The sequence below is a fragment of the Candidatus Pantoea soli genome (genome assembly GCF_007833795.1).
In the GTDB taxonomy this organism is placed as follows: Bacteria; Pseudomonadota; Gammaproteobacteria; order Enterobacterales; family Enterobacteriaceae; genus Pantoea; species Pantoea soli.
On record NZ_CP032702.1, the window covers coordinates 411057 to 428245 of the forward strand.

Genomic DNA, 17189 nt, shown 5'->3' on the forward strand with positions numbered 1-17189 from the left:
CCCGGCATGATGCGGCCCTGAATGTTGTCGTCGCGTCCAAAAAAAAGCACGCCGTACAGAGTATACAGGCGTGCCTGAGACGACTTGATCCGAAGCGTATTACTGTTCGTTTTCGTCGGTATAACGTTTCGCTTTGTATTCCGGATGCATCAGGTTCTGAATCGAGAAGATATCGTCCAGTTCCGTTTCCGTTAGCAGGCCACGTTCCAGCACCACTTCGCGCACGCTTTTGCCGGTCTCCGCACAGATCTTCCCGACGATATCGCCATTGTGGTGGCCGATGTACGGGTTGAGATAGGTGACGATACCGATGGAATTGAAGACGTAGGCTTCACAGACGGCTTTGTTAGCGGTGATGCCATTAACGCATTTTTCCAGCAGGTTGTAGCAGGCGTTGGTGAGGATGCTGATGGATTCAAACAGCGCCTGGCCAATGACCGGCTCCATCACGTTCAGCTGCAGCTGGCCCGCTTCAGAGGCCATGGTCACGGTGGTATCGTTACCGATGACTTTAAAGCACACCTGGTTCACCACTTCCGGCACCACCGGGTTGACTTTGGCTGGCATGATTGAAGAGCCTGCCTGCAGTTCCGGCAGGTTGATTTCGTTCAGGCCGGCGCGCGGACCGGAAGAGAGCAGGCGCAGGTCGTTACAGATTTTCGACAGCTTCACCGCCAGACGCTTGAGCGCAGAGTGCACCATGACGTAGGCCCCGCAGTCTGAAGTGGCTTCGATCAGATCTTCTGCAGGCACCACCGGCAGATTACTGACTTCTGCCAGGCGCTGCACCGCCAGCTGCTGATAGCCGTCCGGCGTATTGAGACGTGTCCCGATGGCCGTTGCGCCAAGGTTCACTTCCAGCAGCAGCTCTGCGGTGCGCAGAATGTTGCGGGTCTCTTCGTTCAGCAGCACGTTAAATGCGTGGAACTCCTGGCCCAGCGACATAGGCACGGCATCCTGCAGCTGGGTACGGCCCATCTTGAGGATGTTTTCAAACTCCACCGCTTTGCGCTGGAAACCTTCACTCAGCTGCGCAATCGCATCCAGCAGTTTCAGGATCGAGGCGTAAACGGCGATACGGAAGCCGGTAGGATAAGCGTCGTTGGTTGACTGACACTTATTCACGTGATCGTTCGGATTGAGATACTGGTATTCACCTTTCTGGTGGCCCATCAGCTCCAGACCGATGTTCGCCAGCACTTCGTTGGTGTTCATGTTGACCGAGGTCCCCGCGCCGCCCTGATAGACGTCAACCGGGAACTGATCCATGCATTTACCGTTATTCAGCACTTCGTCACAGGCCTGAATAATGGTGTTCGCGATGTTACGCGGAATAGTCTGCAGCTCTTTGTTGGCGAGCGCGGCGGCTTTTTTCACCATCACCATGCCGCGGACAAATTCAGGAATGTCACTGATTTTGTTGTTACTGATATAGAAGTTTTCAATCGCACGCAGAGTATGAACACCGTAGTAAGCATCAGCCGGAACTTCGCGCATGCCTAACAGGTCTTCTTCGATACGAATGTTGTTCGCCATGATTACCTTCTTATTATTTCTGTCAGGTGACCGCCGGGCCGGCCGGGATGGACGGACGGCGAATAACCTGCAGGTGAAGCAATTATATTGTCGTGGAATACCAGTGCCGACATTTTATCCATCTTCGGGCTGGCGGGCACGATCATATTCTGTTGTTACAAAATTGTTTGTGCACAGATCACTTTACGGGCATTTGCTGACCCTGCGCTAATAACGATATGTGATGTGCTTCGCATTTTTAAGTCAGCCGGAAAAATTTAGCGTTGCAGGTTGAATTTACCTCGCCTGATGACCATCTCATTCATTACGGTCCCTGTTGACCTGACGATTTTTGCCGCTGCGCAGGCTGCGGGGCGGCCCAACACACAGGAGATATCGGTGCGCTGGTTACCGTTTGTGATTTTTTTTATTCTCGCCTGGATTGAGATCTCAATTTTCATTCAGGTGGCGCATGCGCTGGGCGTGCTGCTGACCATGCTGCTGGTGATTTTCACCTCCTGCATTGGCGTATCGCTGGTGAAAAACCAGGGAATGAAAAACTTTATGCTGATGCAGGAGAAGCTGGCGCGTAACGAAAGCCCGGCGGCAGAGATGATCAAAAGCGTGTCGCTGATCATCGCCGGCTTTCTGCTGCTGCTGCCCGGCTTCTTTACTGACTTCCTTGGCCTGCTGCTGCTGCTGCCGCCGGTGCAGAAGCACCTGACGCTAAAGCTGATGCCGCACCTGCGCGTCTGGCGCGGCCCGGGCCAGGGGCCGGACAGCGGCTATACCATGGATGGCGAGTTTGAACGTAAAGATCAGGACCGCATTGGTCACGATAAAGATCGCTAATCCCCACCAGCCAGAGCTGCGCAGCGCGCCTCTGGCTTTTTCTTTTTCTCCTCTTTTTCCCGGCGGGTGCTGCGCTGACTTTTTCGCCAGTCGTTGCAGAAATGAAAATTTTTTATTTTTTTACCCTTGAAAGCCTTTTTTCTGCCCCTATCTCTTCCACCACGAGGCCGGAAGCCCTGCAGCCCGGCGTTCAACCCAAAAACTGAATGATTGGACTTCTCAAAGGAGAGCTATCAAATGAAAATTCGTCCGTTGCACGATCGCGTTATCGTCAAGCGTAAAGAAGTTGAAGCCAAATCTGCTGGCGGTATCGTTCTGACCGGCTCGGCAGCAGGCAAATCAACCCGCGGTGAAGTGCTGGCTGTGGGCCATGGCCGCATCCTGGAAAACGGCGACGTGAAACCGCTGGACGTGAAAGTGGGTGATCTGGTGATTTTCAACGAAGGCTACGGTGCCAAGACGGAGAAAATCGACAACGAAGAAGTTCTGATCATCTCTGAAAGCGACATTCTGGCGATTGTTGAAGCGTAATTTACGCGTAATTCACTGAACGAAACGAATTTAAGGGATATTTGAAATGGCAGCTAAAGACGTAAAATTCGGTAATGACGCACGCGTAAAAATGCTGCGTGGCGTGAACGTACTGGCAGATGCAGTAAAAGTTACCCTGGGCCCGAAAGGCCGTAACGTGGTTCTGGATAAATCTTTTGGTGCACCGACCATCACTAAAGATGGTGTGTCTGTGGCACGTGAAATCGAGCTGGAAGACAAGTTCGAAAACATGGGTGCGCAGATGGTGAAAGAAGTGGCCTCTAAAGCGAACGACGCAGCAGGCGACGGCACCACCACCGCAACCGTTCTGGCGCAGGCTATCGTGAACGAAGGCCTGAAAGCCGTTGCGGCGGGCATGAACCCGATGGATCTGAAGCGCGGTATCGACAAAGCCGTTGCGGCCGCTGTTGAAGAGCTGAAAACCCTGTCTGTACCTTGCCAGGATTCCCGTGCGATTGCTCAGGTCGGTACTATTTCTGCTAACTCCGATGAGAGCGTCGGTACCCTGATTGCCCAGGCAATGGACAAAGTGGGCAAAGAAGGCGTGATCACCGTTGAAGAAGGCACCGGTCTGCAGGACGAGCTGGACGTGGTTGAAGGTATGCAGTTCGACCGTGGCTACCTGTCTCCGTACTTCATCAACAAGCCGGAAACCGGTGCTGTTGAGCTGGAAAGCCCGTTCATTCTGCTGGCTGACAAAAAGATCTCTAACATCCGCGAAATGCTGCCAGTGCTGGAAGCCGTGGCGAAAGCCGGCAAACCACTGCTGATCATCGCAGAAGACGTGGAAGGTGAAGCGCTGGCAACGCTGGTGGTGAACACCATGCGTGGCATCGTGAAAGTGGCTGCTGTGAAAGCGCCAGGCTTCGGCGACCGTCGTAAAGCGATGCTGCAGGATATCGCCATCCTGACCGGCGGTACCGTTATCTCTGAAGAGATCGGTATGGAGCTGGAAAAAGCGACGCTGGAAGACCTGGGCCAGGCAAAACGCGTGGTTATCAACAAAGACACCACCACCATCATCGATGGCGTGGGCGACGAAGGCGCTATCTCTGGCCGCGTGACGCAGATTCGTCAGCAGATCGAAGAAGCGACTTCTGATTACGACAAAGAAAAACTGCAGGAGCGTGTCGCGAAACTGGCAGGCGGCGTAGCCGTACTGAAAGTTGGCGCAGCAACTGAAGTTGAAATGAAAGAGAAGAAAGCCCGCGTTGAAGATGCCCTGCACGCGACCCGTGCGGCGGTAGAAGAAGGCGTGGTTGCAGGTGGTGGCGTGGCGCTGGTGCGCGTGGCAGCGAAAATTGCTGCATCCGGCCTGCAAGGTCAGAACGAAGACCAGAACGTCGGTATCAAAGTTGCGCTGCGCGCAATGGAAGCACCACTGCGTCAGATCGTCTCTAACGCCGGTGAAGAGCCATCCGTTGTGGCTAACAACGTGAAAGGCGGCGACGGTAACTACGGTTACAACGCGCAGACTGAAGAGTATGGCAACATGATCGACTTCGGTATCCTGGACCCAACCAAAGTGACCCGTTCTGCGCTGCAGTACGCCTCTTCTGTTGCGGGCCTGATGATCACCACCGAAGCGATGGTGACTGACCTGCCAAAAGGCGACGCGCCTGATTTAGGTGCTGGCGCAGGCGGCATGGGCGGCATGGGCGGTATGGGCGGCATGATGTAATTGCCCTGAACGCAACGTTCGCTGATAAACCCCCGATCGGAAACGGTCGGGGGTTTTTCTTTTGGCGGCGAACAGGGTATAAGTAAGGGCGCAATACTTCGGCTTTGCGGGCTCAGGGCAATGAATGTTCAGAAAAAATGTGCGTTTTGCTGCTACGCTGCTGCCCGATACTGATGATAATAAATGGGGATTATAATGCGGATTAACCTCTTGCCCGGACTGGCGGTTGGCGTTTTGCTGCTGGCGGGCTGTAGCTCTTCCAACCAGCTCAGTGCGGCTGGCGAACGTGTCACCTTTGTTGATCAACAGCCAGGCAGTCAGTGCCAGCTGCTGGGTAACGTGACCGGTTCGCAGAGCAACTGGCTGAGCGGTTCTGGCGGTGAAGGCAGTTCACTGCGCGGCGCAGCCAACGACCTGCGCAACCGCGCGGCGGAAATGGGCGGTAATGTAATTTACGGCGCCACCAGTCCAACACAAAATCTGCTCTCTGCCTTTGCCCCGCTGGACAGCAAAATGTCAGGTCAGGTTTATAAGTGTCCGTAACGGCACAGCAGCAATAAAAAAAGCCGCCGATGCGGCTTTTTTTACGGGCGCGCCACAGGCTCAGCGCTGTAAAGCACACGCCCGCGGCAGGCCGCCCGGAAACGGATAGAACATACCGTGCGGCCGGCAGCAACCGCAGCGCAGGAGGCGGGCTTATGCCTGGCGAAGCTGCAAATCCAGCGGCGTCTTGCTAGGCTCACCACCAATCTCACGCGCCAGCTTAGGCACCATATAGCCTGACACCTGGGTCAGCAGCTGGCGCACCAGCGCGCGCGCTTCGTCATCTGCTACATAGAAATGCGCCGCACCCTGCACCTTATCCAGCACATGCAGATAGTAGGGCAGGATACCGGCGTCAAACAGCGCATTGCTGAGTTCGGCCAGCGTCTGCGCGTTGTCGTTCACGCCACGCAGCAGCACACTCTGGTTCAGCAGCGTGACGCCAGCGTGCTTCAGCTGCTGCATGCGTAACCGCAGCGCGTCATCAATTTCCTGCGCGTGGTTAATATGCGTGACCAGCAGCACCTGCAGGCGCGTCTCTGCCAGCAGCCGGCACAGTTCATTGGTGATACGGGCCGGAATCACCACCGGCAGGCGGCTGTGGATCCGCAGGCGCTTCAGATGCGGAATCGTTGCCAGCGCGTCCACCAGCCATGCCAGCTCGTGATCTTTCGCCATCAGCGGATCGCCGCCGGAGAGGATGATCTCATCCAGCTCCGGATGGGCGGCGATGTAATCCAGCGCTACCTGCCAGCTTCGCTTGTTGCCGGGGTTATCCTGATAGGGAAAGTGGCGGCGGAAGCAGTAGCGGCAGTTGACCGCGCAGCCGCCTTTAACCAGCAGCAGCGCGCGATTCCGGTACTTGTGCAGTAAGCCCGGCACCACGCTGCTCTGCTCATCCAGCGGATCGGTGCTGTAACCCGGCGCGTCCACAAACTCCTGCTGGCTGGTTAATACTTGTAGCAGCAGCGGATCCTGCGCGTTCCCTGGCTGCATGCGCTGGATAAAGGCGCGCGGTACGCGCAGCGCGAAAAGGCGGCGTGCGTCATGGCCTGCCGCTAATCCGGCATGATTTTCGAGGGCTAAAAGTTGCAGTAATTCAGTGGGATCGGTGACAACATCAGCAAGTTGCTGCAACCAATCTTCTCTGACGGGGGAATTTAGGGTTACAATGTGTGCCATTTTTTTGGCTATTACCAGTTAATATCTACAGAGGGCCTTTATGGCGACTTATCTTAGCAACGATTTTCGTGCCGGTCTTAAAATCATGTTCGAAGGCGAACCGTACGCCATCGAATCCAGTGAATTCGTTAAACCGGGTAAAGGCCAGGCGTTTGCACGTGTCAAAATGCGTCGTCTGCTGACCGGCTCACGCGTTGAAAAAACCTTCAAATCCACTGACTCTGCCGAAGGCGCAGACGTCCGTGATATGACGCTGCAGTACTCTTACAACGACGGCGACTTCTTCTACTTCATGCACCCTGAGACTTTCGAACAGTATCAGGTTGAAGCGAAGGTGCTGGATGACGTGACCAAGTGGCTGCAGGACAACGCGGAGTGTATCGTAACCCTGTGGAACGATAAACCTATCGCTGTACAGCCACCGAACTTCATCGAAGCAGAAATCACCGAAACCGATCCTGGCCTGAAAGGTGATACTGCCGGTACCGGCGGTAAGCCAGCTACGCTGTCTACCGGCGCGGTCATCAAAGTGCCACTTTTCGTCCAGATTGGTGAAGTGGTTAAAGTAGATACCCGCTCTGGCGAATACGTTTCCCGCGTAAAATAATTGCCACATCAGGCGCATCAGTGATGCGCCTTTTTTCTCTCTGCTTTTTGCCCGCCGTCTCTTTTTTAGCACCCGCCTCCGCAGCATGATGGATTAAGACTATGCTTTAAAGGTTGTACTTTTACTGCAACCAACAAGGATATGGCTATGTTAAAGAAAAGTATTGTCGCAATCTTCTCGGTACTGGTGCTTTCCTCGCTGCTTTCTGCCTGTAACACCACGCGTGGTGTAGGCGAAGATGTGCAGGCGGGCGGCAAGGCAATTCAGCGCAGCGCGCAGTAACTCAAACCGGTACGAAACGCGCTTTCGTACCGGCTTTTTCCTTTCGTCATTCTGCTTTCCCGCCTGCTGCTGTCACCGCTGCCGCGCGTGCCGTGCCGTTGTTTGCCGTCGCCAATACGGGTAGACTTCCACCCCTTATCTGTATAAGGAGTCATCACCATGAGCGAAACGGCAAGCTGGCAGCCGAGCGCACCCATTGCCAATTTGTTGAAACGTGCCGCGATCCTTGCGGAGATTCGTCGTTTCTTTGCCGATCGCGGCGTTCTTGAAGTGGATACCCCGGCGATGAGCCAGGCCACGATTACTGATATCCATCTGGTGCCGTTTCAGACCCGGTTTGTCGGGCCGGGGGCGTCAGAAGGGCGCGATCTCTGGCTGATGACCAGTCCGGAATACCATATGAAGCGCCTGCTGGCGGCGGGCAGTGGCCCGATTTACCAGATGGGCCGCTGCTTCCGTAATGAAGAAGCCGGACGCCATCACAATCCCGAATTCACCATGCTTGAGTGGTATCGTCCGCACTACGATATGTACCGTCTGATGAATGAAGTGGATGATCTGCTGCAGCAGGTGCTGGAGTGCGACAGCGCGGAATCCCTCTCTTACCAGCAGGCGTTTATCCGCCATCTGGAGCTGGACCCGCTGTCAGCGGATAAAGCGCAGCTGCGCGACGCGGCGGTTAAGCTGGGCGAAGGCGAACTGGCCAATCGTGAAGAGGATCGGGATACGCTGCTGCAGCTGCTGTTTATGCTGGGCGTGGAACCGAAAATTGGCATCGATAAACCATGCTTCGTCTATCACTTCCCGGCCAGCCAGGCGGCACTGGCGGAGATCAGTACCGAAGATCACCGCGTGGCGGAGCGCTTCGAGGTTTACTACAAAGGGGTGGAACTGGCGAACGGTTTCCGCGAGCTGACCGACAGCCGCGAGCAGCGTCAGCGTTTCGAGCAGGATAACCGCCGCCGCGCAGCACGCGGGCTGCCGCAGCATCCCATCGATACCTATCTGCTGGACGCGCTGGCGCACGGCATGCCGGCCTGTTCCGGGGTCGCGCTGGGCGTGGATCGCCTGATTATGCTGGCGCTTAAAGCGGACGCGCTGAGTGAGGTGATCGCCTTCCCGGTGGATCGCAGCTGACAGCAGACCACCTGCCTGAACGCCAGCGAGGTGTTCAGGCGGGTGGTGGCTGATTAGCCCTGCGGCGATGAGGCGCTGGCGGCTTCGGGGAATTCCTGAATGGTTACCGGCAGGGTGAGTTTCTGCTCATTGCGCAAAACCTGCACATCAATCACCGATCCCGGACGAATCTCTGCGACCTGATCCATGGTTTCCTGCGCCGACAGCGCTGGCTTCCCGTTGACCTGCAGCAGCACGTCATTGGCCTGAATCCCGGCGCGATCGGCCGGGCCACCGGGCGCCACGTCGCTGACAATAATGCCCTGCACGCGATCAAGATTACTGCCCTGACCATGCAGCGGCGGCAGCTCACGTCCGGTAATACCGATATAGCCGCGAATCACCCGGCCATCGCGGATCAGCTTATCCATGATTTTACTCGCCAGCGCTGTAGGAATCGCGAAGCCGATGCCCTCCGGTGTTTCACCGTCATTGCTTTTATCGAAGGTCAGGGTGTTGATGCCCATCAGTTCGCCCAGCGAGTTAATCAGCGCACCGCCGGAGTTGCCCTGATTGATAGAGGCATCGGTTTGCAGGAAGTTCTGCCGGCCGGAAGAGCTGAGGCCGATGCGGCCGGTGGCGCTGATGATGCCCTGCGTGACGGTCTGGCCAAGGTTATACGGATTGCCAATTGCCATCACCACATCGCCAATATGCGCCACGCGCTTTGGATTGATGGGAATGACCGGCAGATTGGCCGCATTGATTTTCAGCACGGCTAAGTCGGTCATGGCATCGGAACCCACCAGCGTGGCTTCAAAAAAGCGTCCATCCTGCAGCGCAACAATGATCTGATCGGCATTATTGATCACGTGCTTGTTGGTCAGAATGTAGCCTTTTACGTTCATGATCACGCCGGAGCCCAGCGTAGTGATGCCGCGGTTGTTGTTGCCATGTGCGCTGCGGTTGTACACATTGACCACCGCCGGCACGGCACGGCGCACCCCCTGATTAAAACTGAACGGGGCTTCATCAGCGCTGCTGTCATGATCGAAGGTGACGTTGCTGCCCATACGCAGCGCAGGGATCGCGACAAGCAGTAAACCTGCCACGATCAGGCCCATCACCACTGCACGCAAAAGTTTAAGAAACATGGTGTTATTTCAAGCCAGGTGAGATCGCAGGGCAGAATAGCACGAGAAAGGCGGACAAACACCTGCTTGTCCGCCGGTTGCGAGGATTATCGCAGAAGCAGATAAATGCTTTCGTCGCCGCGTACCACGTTCAGTGCCAGTACCGGCGGTTTGCCTTCCAGCACCTTGCGCATTTCGGCCAGGCTCTGGATGCGGGTGCGGTTAACGCCAACAATCACATCCTCTTTCTGCAGGCCAACCTGCTCAGCAGGCGTGCCTTTTTCGATGCTATCGACTTTCACGCCTTTGTCGCCGCTCTTCGTCGCGCCGTCGCTCAGCGTTGCACCCTGTAGCGCCGGTGACATCAGCTGTGCGCTGGCGGTGGACTGGGCGCTCTGTTCCAGCGTCACTGTGACCGTCACCGGCTTGCCTTCACGCAGCAGACCAATCTTCACCTGCTCGCCTGGCGGCGTGGTGCCGACTTTTACCCGCAGCTCGGCAAAACTGGTAATCGGTTTGTCGTTAATGGCGGTGATGATGTCGCCGGCTTTGATGCCCGCTTTCTCCGCAGCGGATTTCGGCAGCACCTCTGAGACAAACGCACCGCGCTGAGCATCGACGTTAAACGCTTTGGCGATGTCGGCGGTCATTTCGGTGCCTTTGATGCCAAGCTGGCCGCGCTTCACTTCACCCGACTGAATCAGCTGTTGCGCCAGGTTCATTGCCATATTGCTCGGAATGGCAAAGCCGATGCCGATGTTGCCGCCGCTGGAGGCGAGAATCGCCGTGTTAATGCCGATCAGCTCGCCGTTGAGGTTCACCAGCGCACCGCCGGAGTTGCCGCGGTTAATGGCGGCGTCGGTCTGGATAAAGTTTTCCAGCCCTTCCAGATTAAGCCCGCTGCGTCCCAGCGCCGAGATGATACCGGAGGTCGCCGTCTGGCCGAGGCCAAACGGGTTGCCGATCGCCACCGCGAAGTCACCCACTTTCAGGGCATCGGAATCGGCAATTTTGACCTGCGTGAGGTTCTTCGCCCCTTCTACCTGAATCAGCGCGATATCGGTCTGCTCGTCGTGGCCGATCAGCTTCGCATCATATTCGTTGCCATCGCTCAGCTGGACGCTGATTTTGTCGGCGCCGTTCACCACATGGTTGTTGGTCAGGATATAGCCTTTGGCGGCGTCAATGATGACGCCGGAACCCAGACCTTCAAAGGGCTGCGGCTGTGACTGGCCCGGTGCCTGGCCGAAAAAGCGCTTCAGCGGCTCCGGAATATCCTGCGCCTGCTGGCCGCTGTCGGTGCCTTCCACATGGACGCTGACCACTGCCGGCAGCACCTTTTCCAGCATCGGCGCCAGGCTCGGCAGCGGCTGGCCCTGGATTTGTGCCGGCAGGGTGGCCATCGCAGCAGGGGCGGCCGCCAGGCTCATCCCGATGCTCAAGGCTAATGCGCTAAACAGGTGTACTGGTTTTTTCATGGTCAAAACGCTCTCGCTGCGAATAGGGAATAAAAGAAGTGTGACAGTAATTTGTAATAAGTGTTCGGAAACAAAAAGGGCACAGCGATGCTGTGCCCCAAAAGGATTAGTTGCGGGTCGGGCGTTCACCACCGCGCAGCAGGCCGGATGCGCCTTCGGAGTAGTCGCGGGGGATTTGCACCGGCGCCTGATCGTTATCGGCTTCGGCTTCCGTCAGCTGATACGCAAACGGGTTTTTCTCGCCAGGCAGATTTGGCAGCAGGTCGTTAGAGCCTTTAGCCATGTGCTGGTACAGCTGGCGGTAATCATGCGCCATGTTATCCAGCAGTTCTGCACTGCGTGCAAAGTGGTTGGTGAGCTCTTCGCGGTAATCTGCCAGCTCAGCTTTCGATTTTTCCAGCTCGTACTGCATGCTGCGCTGTTCACGCAGTTTTTTGTTGCCAAAACGCATGGCGACTGCGCCGACAATAATGCCAATCACTAAACCAATCAGCCCGTATTCCCAGGTCATAATAACTCCCGTGTAATTTCCGTTGCTTCGTAGGGCATTGCTTCTGTTTCAACTTCAATAGTAGCCACTATACCCGTTAATCTATTGGAAGTGGAACTGTCAGGCGGTATCGCTTAGTGTAGAGCGGCCTAATTTTCGACAACCGACATGTGAATCGGACTTATTCAGGGATTCTGGAAGAACCATGCAAACCTCATCTCCGCTTGCGCGCTATGAGCAGGCGCTGTCGCAGGGCGAGTTTCGTCCGGACGATGTACAACGTGAAGCGATAACCCGTTTAGATCGCATCCAGCAAGGATTAATCGCCCGGCAGTCTGCCCCGGAACCAGCCGCAAAAGGGCTGTTCGGTCGCCTGTCGAAGCTGATGAATAAAGAGAAAAGCAGCCATGAAGCGCCGGTGCGCGGACTCTACATGTGGGGCGGCGTCGGGCGTGGAAAAACCTGGGTGATGGATCTGTTTTTTCAGTCTATTCCTGGCGAGCGCAAACTGCGTCTGCATTTTCACCGCTTCATGCTGCGCGTGCACGAAGAGCTGACGCAGCTGCAGGGGCAGAGTGACCCGTTGCAGATTGTCGCAGACCGCTTTAAAGCCGAAACCGATATTCTGTGTTTTGACGAATTTTTTGTGTCTGACATTACCGACGCCATGCTGCTGGGCACGCTGATGGAGGCGCTGTTTGCCCGCGGCATCACGCTGGTGGCGACGTCGAACATTCCGCCAGATGAACTGTATCGCAACGGCCTGCAGCGCGCCCGTTTCCTGCCGGCTATTGAACAGATTAAACGTCACTGTGAGGTGATGAATGTCGATGCCGGGATTGATTACCGTCTGCGTACGCTGACTTCCGCGCATCTGTGGAACTATCCCCTCAGCGATGCGACCCATGCAGAGATGGAGCGCATGTTCCGTGCGCTCTCCGGCAAGGCGCGTGACGCCGCTCCGGTGCTGGAGATTAACCATCGGCAGATGCCGACGCTGGGCGTACATGAGGGCGTGCTGGCCATTGACTTCCTGACGCTGTGTGGCGAAGGGCGCAGCCAGCATGACTACATTGCGCTGTCGCGCCGTTTTCACAGCGTGCTGCTGTATGACGTCCCGGTGATGATTTACAAAACGGAAGACCAGGCGCGCCGTTTTCTGGCGCTGGTGGATGAATTTTACGAGCGCCACGTCAAGCTGGTAGTGGCAGCGGAAACCTCGCTGTTTGAAATCTATCAGGGCACGCGCCTGAAGTTTGAATATCAGCGCTGTCTGTCGCGTTTACAGGAAATGCAGAGCGAAGAGTATCTGCGCCTGCCGCATCTGCCGTAAGCGGCAAATTTGCTGTAAAAAGGTTCGATCTTTAGGTTCGACTTCTCTATAATCTTGCGACCCCACGTTACGGCACAGGATTTTCTTTTCCCGGAAACCTGTGTGATCCGGTAATTCTACCTGAGGGGGTGGGCTTGCTGGGCGAAATGGTCGTGTGAGCCTCAATCGTTAACTTAGCGTTTGGGATTTCACCAACGTGTAACTTTTATTTGGGTAAGCTTTTCAATGAAAACTTTTACAGCTAAACCAGAAACCGTACAGCGTGACTGGTATGTTGTTGACGCAACTGGCAAAACCCTGGGTCGCCTGGCGACTGAACTGGCACGCCGTCTGCGTGGTAAGCACAAAGCGGAATACACTCCGCACGTTGATACCGGTGATTACATCATCGTTCTGAACGCTGACAAAGTTGCTGTAACCGGCAACAAGCGTACCGACAAGATTTACTATCACCACACTGGCCACATCGGTGGTATCAAGCAAGCGACCTTTGCAGAGATGATCGAACGCCGTCCTGAGCGTGTGATTGAAATCGCGGTGAAAGGCATGCTGCCAAAAGGCCCACTGGGTCGTGCTATGTACCGTAAACTGAAAGTTTACGCAGGTAACGAGCACAACCACGCGGCGCAGCAACCGCAAGTTCTTGACATTTAATCGGGATTATAGGCAATGGCTGAAACTCAAAACTACGGCACTGGTCGCCGCAAAAGCTCTGCCGCTCGCGTCTTCATCAAGCCGGGTAGCGGTAACATCGTAATTAACCAGCGCTCTCTGGAGCAGTACTTCGGTCGCGAGACTGCACGCATGGTCGTGCGTCAGCCGCTGGAACTGGTTGATCTGGTTGGTAAACTGGACCTGTACATCACCGTTAAAGGTGGTGGTATTTCTGGTCAGGCTGGTGCGATCCGTCACGGTATCACCCGCGCTCTGATGGAATACGACGAGTCTCTGCGTTCTGAACTGCGTAAAGCGGGCTTCGTTACCCGTGATGCGCGTCAGGTTGAACGTAAGAAAGTCGGTCTGCGTAAAGCACGTCGTCGTCCACAGTTCTCCAAGCGTTAATTGTTCACTGCTTCGGCAGGCACAATTGGCTCAAAAAACCCGCTCCGGCGGGTTTTTTATTGTCTGCAGCGCGCTGCGCTGTCCGCAAAACGCGCGCTTTCCCCCGCATTTTGCCTGCAAATACGCATCCCTGCCCCACAAGCTGCTTAAAATCTGGTAAACTCACTGACACTTTGCGCCCGCGAGCCGTCGCGTTGTGCCTGCTGTTTTGGTCGGGAAGACCGGACGCAGCGAGCGATGCCCGGCAGTGTGCGAGTCCGATGAGCAGGTGAGTCGCCGTGTGGTTGGCTATTCGCAGTATTTTTTTGTGAACAAACTTGGAGGTTTTCATGGCTGTCGCTGCCAACAAACGTTCGGTAATGACGCTGTTTTCTGGTCCGACTGACATTTTCAGCCATCAGGTACGTATCGTGCTGGCGGAGAAGGGCGTCAGCGTGGAGATCGAGCAGGTTGAAATGGATAATCTGCCGCAGGATCTGATTGACCTCAACCCGTATCGCACTGTGCCCACGCTGGTCGACCGTGAACTGACGCTGTATGAATCCCGTATCATCATGGAATACCTTGATGAACGCTTCCCGCACCCGCCGCTGATGCCGGTCTATCCGGTTGCGCGCGGTGAAAGCCGCCTGATGATGCACCGTATTGAGCAGGACTGGTACAGCCTGATGCGTACCATTGAAACCAGCAGCGGTGCAGAAGCCGATGCGGCGCGCAAACAGCTGCGTGAAGAGCTGCTGGCCATCGCACCGCTGTTCTCGCGTACGCCGTTCTTTATGAGCGAAGAGTTTAGCCTGGTGGATTGCTACCTGGCTCCGCTGCTGTGGCGTCTGCCGCAGCTGGGCGTGGATCTGGCGGGTGCCGGTTCCAAAGAGCTGAAAGGCTATATGACGCGCGTGTTTGAGCGCGACTCATTCCTGGCTTCCCTGACCGAAGCAGAACGTGAAATGCGCCTGCAAGCCCGAGGCTAATCTATGGAAATGTCGCAACTCACGGCACGTCGTCCGTATCTGCTGCGCGCGTTCTATGACTGGCTGCTTGATAACCAGCTGACGCCGCATCTGGTGGTTGATATCAACCTGCCGGGCGTACAGGTGCCGCTGGAATACGCGCGCGACGGACAGATTGTCCTGAATATTGCGCCGCGTGCGGTGGGTAATCTTGACCTGGCCAACGACCAGGTGCGCTTCAACGCGCGCTTTGGCGGCGTACCGCGCCAGGTTACGGTGCCGATGGCCGCTGTGCTGGCTATTTACGCCCGCGAAAACGGTGCCGGTACCATGTTCGAACCGGAGCCTGCTTATGAGCAGGCAATGGAAGAGCAGGAAAATGGCCAGGAAGAGACGGTGATGTCAGTGATTGACGGTGACCGCCCGGACGATGCCACGGATGACGATCATTCGCCGGACGATGAACCGCCACCGCGCGGCGGGCGTCCGTCGCTGCGCGTGGTGAAGTAATCCGTGCAACAAAAACGGGCCGTAATGGCCCGTTTTTTTATGTGTATCGGCTGTCGCCGGCAGCAAACATTCTCTGCTGCCCGGCCAGCGGGTAAAAAGGAAGCTTTGCGCTTCCTTTTTTTACCGGTCTTAATAGACGTCGCGCAGGTAACGCTTATCTTTCTTCAGCTGGTCGATATAGGCAGCAGCACGCTCGCTGGAGAGGCCGCCGAACTGGCGCACCACTTCATACAGCGCCGCATCCACATCCTTCGCCATACGTGAAGCATCACCACAGACATAGAAGTAAGCCCCTTCCTGCAGCCAGGCATACAGCTCTGCGCCTTTTTCCAGCATGCGGTTCTGCACGTAAATCTTCTCTTCCTGATCGCGTGAGAAAGCCAGATCAAGGTGTGTCAGCAGCCCGCTCTGTTGCCAGCCAGCCAGCTCATCGGCATAAATATAGTCGTGCTCCTGATGCTGATCGCCGAAGAACAGCCAGTTTTTGCCGTCGGCACCGATGGCCTGACGCTCCTGCAGGAAAGCACGGAACGGGGCGATGCCGGTGCCCGGGCCAACCATGATCAACGGTGCGCTGTTATTCTGCGGCACGCGGAACGCTTTGTTGGGCGAAATGAAAATCGCCGGCTTTTCACCGCGGCGTACGCGCTCGGCCAGATAGCTTGAACACACGCCTTTACGTTCACGTCCCCCGCTGTGATAGCGTACGGAGGCAATGGTCAGATGCACCTGATTCGGATGCGCTTTGGAGCTGGACGAGATGGAATAGGCACGATGCTGCAGCGGACGCAGCATGGCGACCAGTTCCGGCACCGACAGGGTGCGTTTCAGGTCGAGCTGCAGCAGATCCAGCGTATCCTTGCCCCACAGCCAGTTTGCCAGCGTGTCTTTGTCATCGTGCTGCAATACGTGCAGCAGCTCCTGATTAGTGGTGTTCTGACCCACCCATTCAATCAGCTTGCGTGACGGCTCTGAGATTTCAAACTGATAGGTCAGCAGGTCGCCGAGATTGCGATCGAAACCCGGCACCGGCGTTTCGTAATCGGCCTTCAGCTCGCTCAACAGCAGGCTCACCAGCTCCGCGTCGTTGATCGGAATCACCCCCAGCGCATCGCCGGCTTCGTATTTCAGGCCGCTGTCGCTCAGGTCAAATTCAAAGTGACGGATATCCTTGGCTGACTGCTCGCCAGAGAGACGACGGTTGGTCACCAGCGCTGCCGCGTACGGGTTCTGCTTATTGCTGCCCGGGATCACCGGCGCTTCCGGCGCGCTTTCCAGCGCGGTGCCGCTGCTGCCTGCACTGGCGGCAAACTGCGGCATGGCATTGCCAATCCACTCGCCGGACGGCTCTTCGTAATCGATATCGCAGTCAATACGATCAAACACGCGTTTCGCACCCAGCTGCTCAAGGCGCATATCAAAGAATTTTCCGGCCTGGCAGAAGCCATCATAGCCGGTGTCACCAATCGCCAGCACCGCAAAATGCATCTGCTCCAGACGCGGCGCCGTACTGGCTGACAGCGCCTGCCAGAACAGCTGTGCGTTGTCCGGCATTTCGCCTTCGCCATAGGTGGAGGTCACAATCAGCACGTGACGCATGGTGGCAAAAACGTCAATGTCCACTTCGCCGAGCGCCTGCACCACCGGAACCAGACCTTTGGCCCGGGCTGCTTTGGCGGCGCTCTGCGCCAGCGCTTCGGCATTGCCGGTCTGCGAACCGAACAGAATATGCAGTTGCGTATTCGCGCCGGCACCGGCGGCAGGTGCCGTCTGCTTATCTTCTAATACCAACAGACGCGAGTGGAGACCGGCGAGAAAACCCGCCAGCCAGTATTTCTGTTCGCCGTTAAACGGCGCATCTTCAGGAATGTAAGGAATCTTCATGGCTATCAGTGCTCAAACC

18 protein-coding genes are annotated in these 17189 nt (G+C 56.2%); 12 read left to right on the plus strand and 6 right to left on the minus strand.

Features of this window, described 5'->3' with window-relative positions; genetic code table 11:
• Positions 1-99: 99 nt before the first annotated feature.
• Positions 100-1536 (minus strand): aspartate ammonia-lyase, encoded by a 1437-nt coding sequence (gene aspA, locus D8B20_RS01825; RefSeq protein ID WP_145886599.1) that lies wholly within the window; start codon positions 1534-1536, stop codon positions 100-102.
• A gap of 378 nt (positions 1537-1914) precedes the next feature.
• Here aspA and D8B20_RS01830 point away from each other — a divergent pair, with 378 nt between their 5' ends.
• The 4 genes from D8B20_RS01830 to D8B20_RS01845 all read left to right on the plus strand — a co-directional run bounded on the left by D8B20_RS01830 (position 1915) and on the right by D8B20_RS01845 (position 5143).
• Positions 1915-2367 carry an FxsA family protein gene (locus tag D8B20_RS01830; protein WP_145886601.1) on the plus strand — a complete coding sequence of 151 codons (453 nt, stop codon included), beginning with the start codon at positions 1915-1917 and terminating at the stop codon, positions 2365-2367.
• A 237-nt stretch (positions 2368-2604) separates the two neighbouring features.
• Complete coding sequence (locus tag D8B20_RS01835) at positions 2605-2898, plus strand: co-chaperone GroES (RefSeq protein WP_145886603.1); 294 nt, start codon at positions 2605-2607, stop codon at positions 2896-2898.
• Between the two features lie 46 nt (positions 2899-2944).
• Complete coding sequence (gene groL, locus D8B20_RS01840) at positions 2945-4600, plus strand: chaperonin GroEL (protein ID WP_145886605.1); 1656 nt, start codon at positions 2945-2947, stop codon at positions 4598-4600.
• A gap of 195 nt (positions 4601-4795) precedes the next feature.
• The gene (locus D8B20_RS01845) at positions 4796-5143 is read left to right on the plus strand and encodes a DUF4156 domain-containing protein (RefSeq protein ID WP_145886606.1); all 348 of its coding nucleotides are present in this window, start codon (positions 4796-4798) and stop codon (positions 5141-5143) included.
• Between the two features lie 153 nt (positions 5144-5296).
• On the opposite strand, the gene epmB is transcribed toward D8B20_RS01845, so the two are convergent.
• Positions 5297-6325, minus strand: a complete 1029-nt coding sequence (gene epmB, locus D8B20_RS01850; protein WP_145886608.1) for an EF-P beta-lysylation protein EpmB — start codon at positions 6323-6325, stop codon at positions 5297-5299.
• Between the two features lie 40 nt (positions 6326-6365).
• Here epmB and efp point away from each other — a divergent pair, with 40 nt between their 5' ends.
• The 3 genes from efp (at position 6366) to epmA (ending at position 8351) form a co-directional block, all read left to right on the plus strand.
• Positions 6366-6932 (plus strand): elongation factor P, encoded by a 567-nt coding sequence (gene efp / locus D8B20_RS01855; protein ID WP_021507762.1) that lies wholly within the window; start codon positions 6366-6368, stop codon positions 6930-6932.
• 147 nt (positions 6933-7079) lie between these two features.
• Positions 7080-7214 carry an entericidin A/B family lipoprotein gene (locus tag D8B20_RS01860; protein ID WP_145886610.1) on the plus strand — a complete coding sequence of 45 codons (135 nt, stop codon included), beginning with the start codon at positions 7080-7082 and terminating at the stop codon, positions 7212-7214.
• A 159-nt stretch (positions 7215-7373) separates the two neighbouring features.
• Positions 7374-8351, plus strand: coding sequence for an elongation factor P--(R)-beta-lysine ligase (gene epmA, locus D8B20_RS01865; RefSeq protein ID WP_145886612.1), 978 nt, complete (start codon positions 7374-7376; stop codon positions 8349-8351).
• Between the two features lie 53 nt (positions 8352-8404).
• Here epmA and degS read toward each other — a convergent pair whose 3' ends face one another.
• The 3 genes from degS to zapG form a co-directional block, all read right to left on the minus strand.
• The gene (gene degS / locus D8B20_RS01870; protein WP_145886614.1) at positions 8405-9484 is read right to left on the minus strand and encodes an outer membrane-stress sensor serine endopeptidase DegS; all 1080 of its coding nucleotides are present in this window, start codon (positions 9482-9484) and stop codon (positions 8405-8407) included.
• Positions 9485-9570: 86 nt separating this feature from the next.
• Positions 9571-10941 carry a serine endoprotease DegQ gene (degQ, locus tag D8B20_RS01875; RefSeq protein ID WP_145886616.1) on the minus strand — a complete coding sequence of 457 codons (1371 nt, stop codon included), beginning with the start codon at positions 10939-10941 and terminating at the stop codon, positions 9571-9573.
• 106 nt (positions 10942-11047) lie between these two features.
• Complete coding sequence (zapG, locus tag D8B20_RS01880; RefSeq protein WP_145886618.1) at positions 11048-11452, minus strand: Z-ring associated protein ZapG; 405 nt, start codon at positions 11450-11452, stop codon at positions 11048-11050.
• Between the two features lie 184 nt (positions 11453-11636).
• Here zapG and zapE point away from each other — a divergent pair, with 184 nt between their 5' ends.
• The 5 genes from zapE to sspB all read left to right on the plus strand — a co-directional run bounded on the left by zapE (position 11637) and on the right by sspB (position 15286).
• Positions 11637-12764, plus strand: a complete 1128-nt coding sequence (zapE, locus tag D8B20_RS01885; protein ID WP_145886620.1) for a cell division protein ZapE — start codon at positions 11637-11639, stop codon at positions 12762-12764.
• 225 nt (positions 12765-12989) lie between these two features.
• On the plus strand, positions 12990-13418 hold the full coding sequence (rplM, locus tag D8B20_RS01890) for a 50S ribosomal protein L13 (protein WP_039327446.1): 429 nt from the start codon (positions 12990-12992) through the stop codon (positions 13416-13418).
• 15 nt (positions 13419-13433) lie between these two features.
• On the plus strand, positions 13434-13826 hold the full coding sequence (gene rpsI / locus D8B20_RS01895; protein ID WP_145886622.1) for a 30S ribosomal protein S9: 393 nt from the start codon (positions 13434-13436) through the stop codon (positions 13824-13826).
• A 329-nt stretch (positions 13827-14155) separates the two neighbouring features.
• A complete protein-coding gene (sspA, locus tag D8B20_RS01900) occupies positions 14156-14797 on the plus strand; it encodes a stringent starvation protein SspA (RefSeq protein WP_145886624.1) in 642 nt (213 codons plus the stop codon).
• A gap of 3 nt (positions 14798-14800) precedes the next feature.
• Positions 14801-15286: a ClpXP protease specificity-enhancing factor gene (gene sspB / locus D8B20_RS01905; RefSeq protein ID WP_145886626.1), complete on the plus strand. Its 486-nt coding sequence runs from the start codon at positions 14801-14803 to the stop codon at positions 15284-15286.
• Positions 15287-15415: 129 nt separating this feature from the next.
• Here the strand turns inward: sspB and D8B20_RS01910 are convergent, their stop codons facing one another.
• Positions 15416-17170 (minus strand): sulfite reductase subunit alpha, encoded by a 1755-nt coding sequence (locus tag D8B20_RS01910; protein WP_145886628.1) that lies wholly within the window; start codon positions 17168-17170, stop codon positions 15416-15418.
• Positions 17171-17189: the final 19 nt, after the last annotated feature.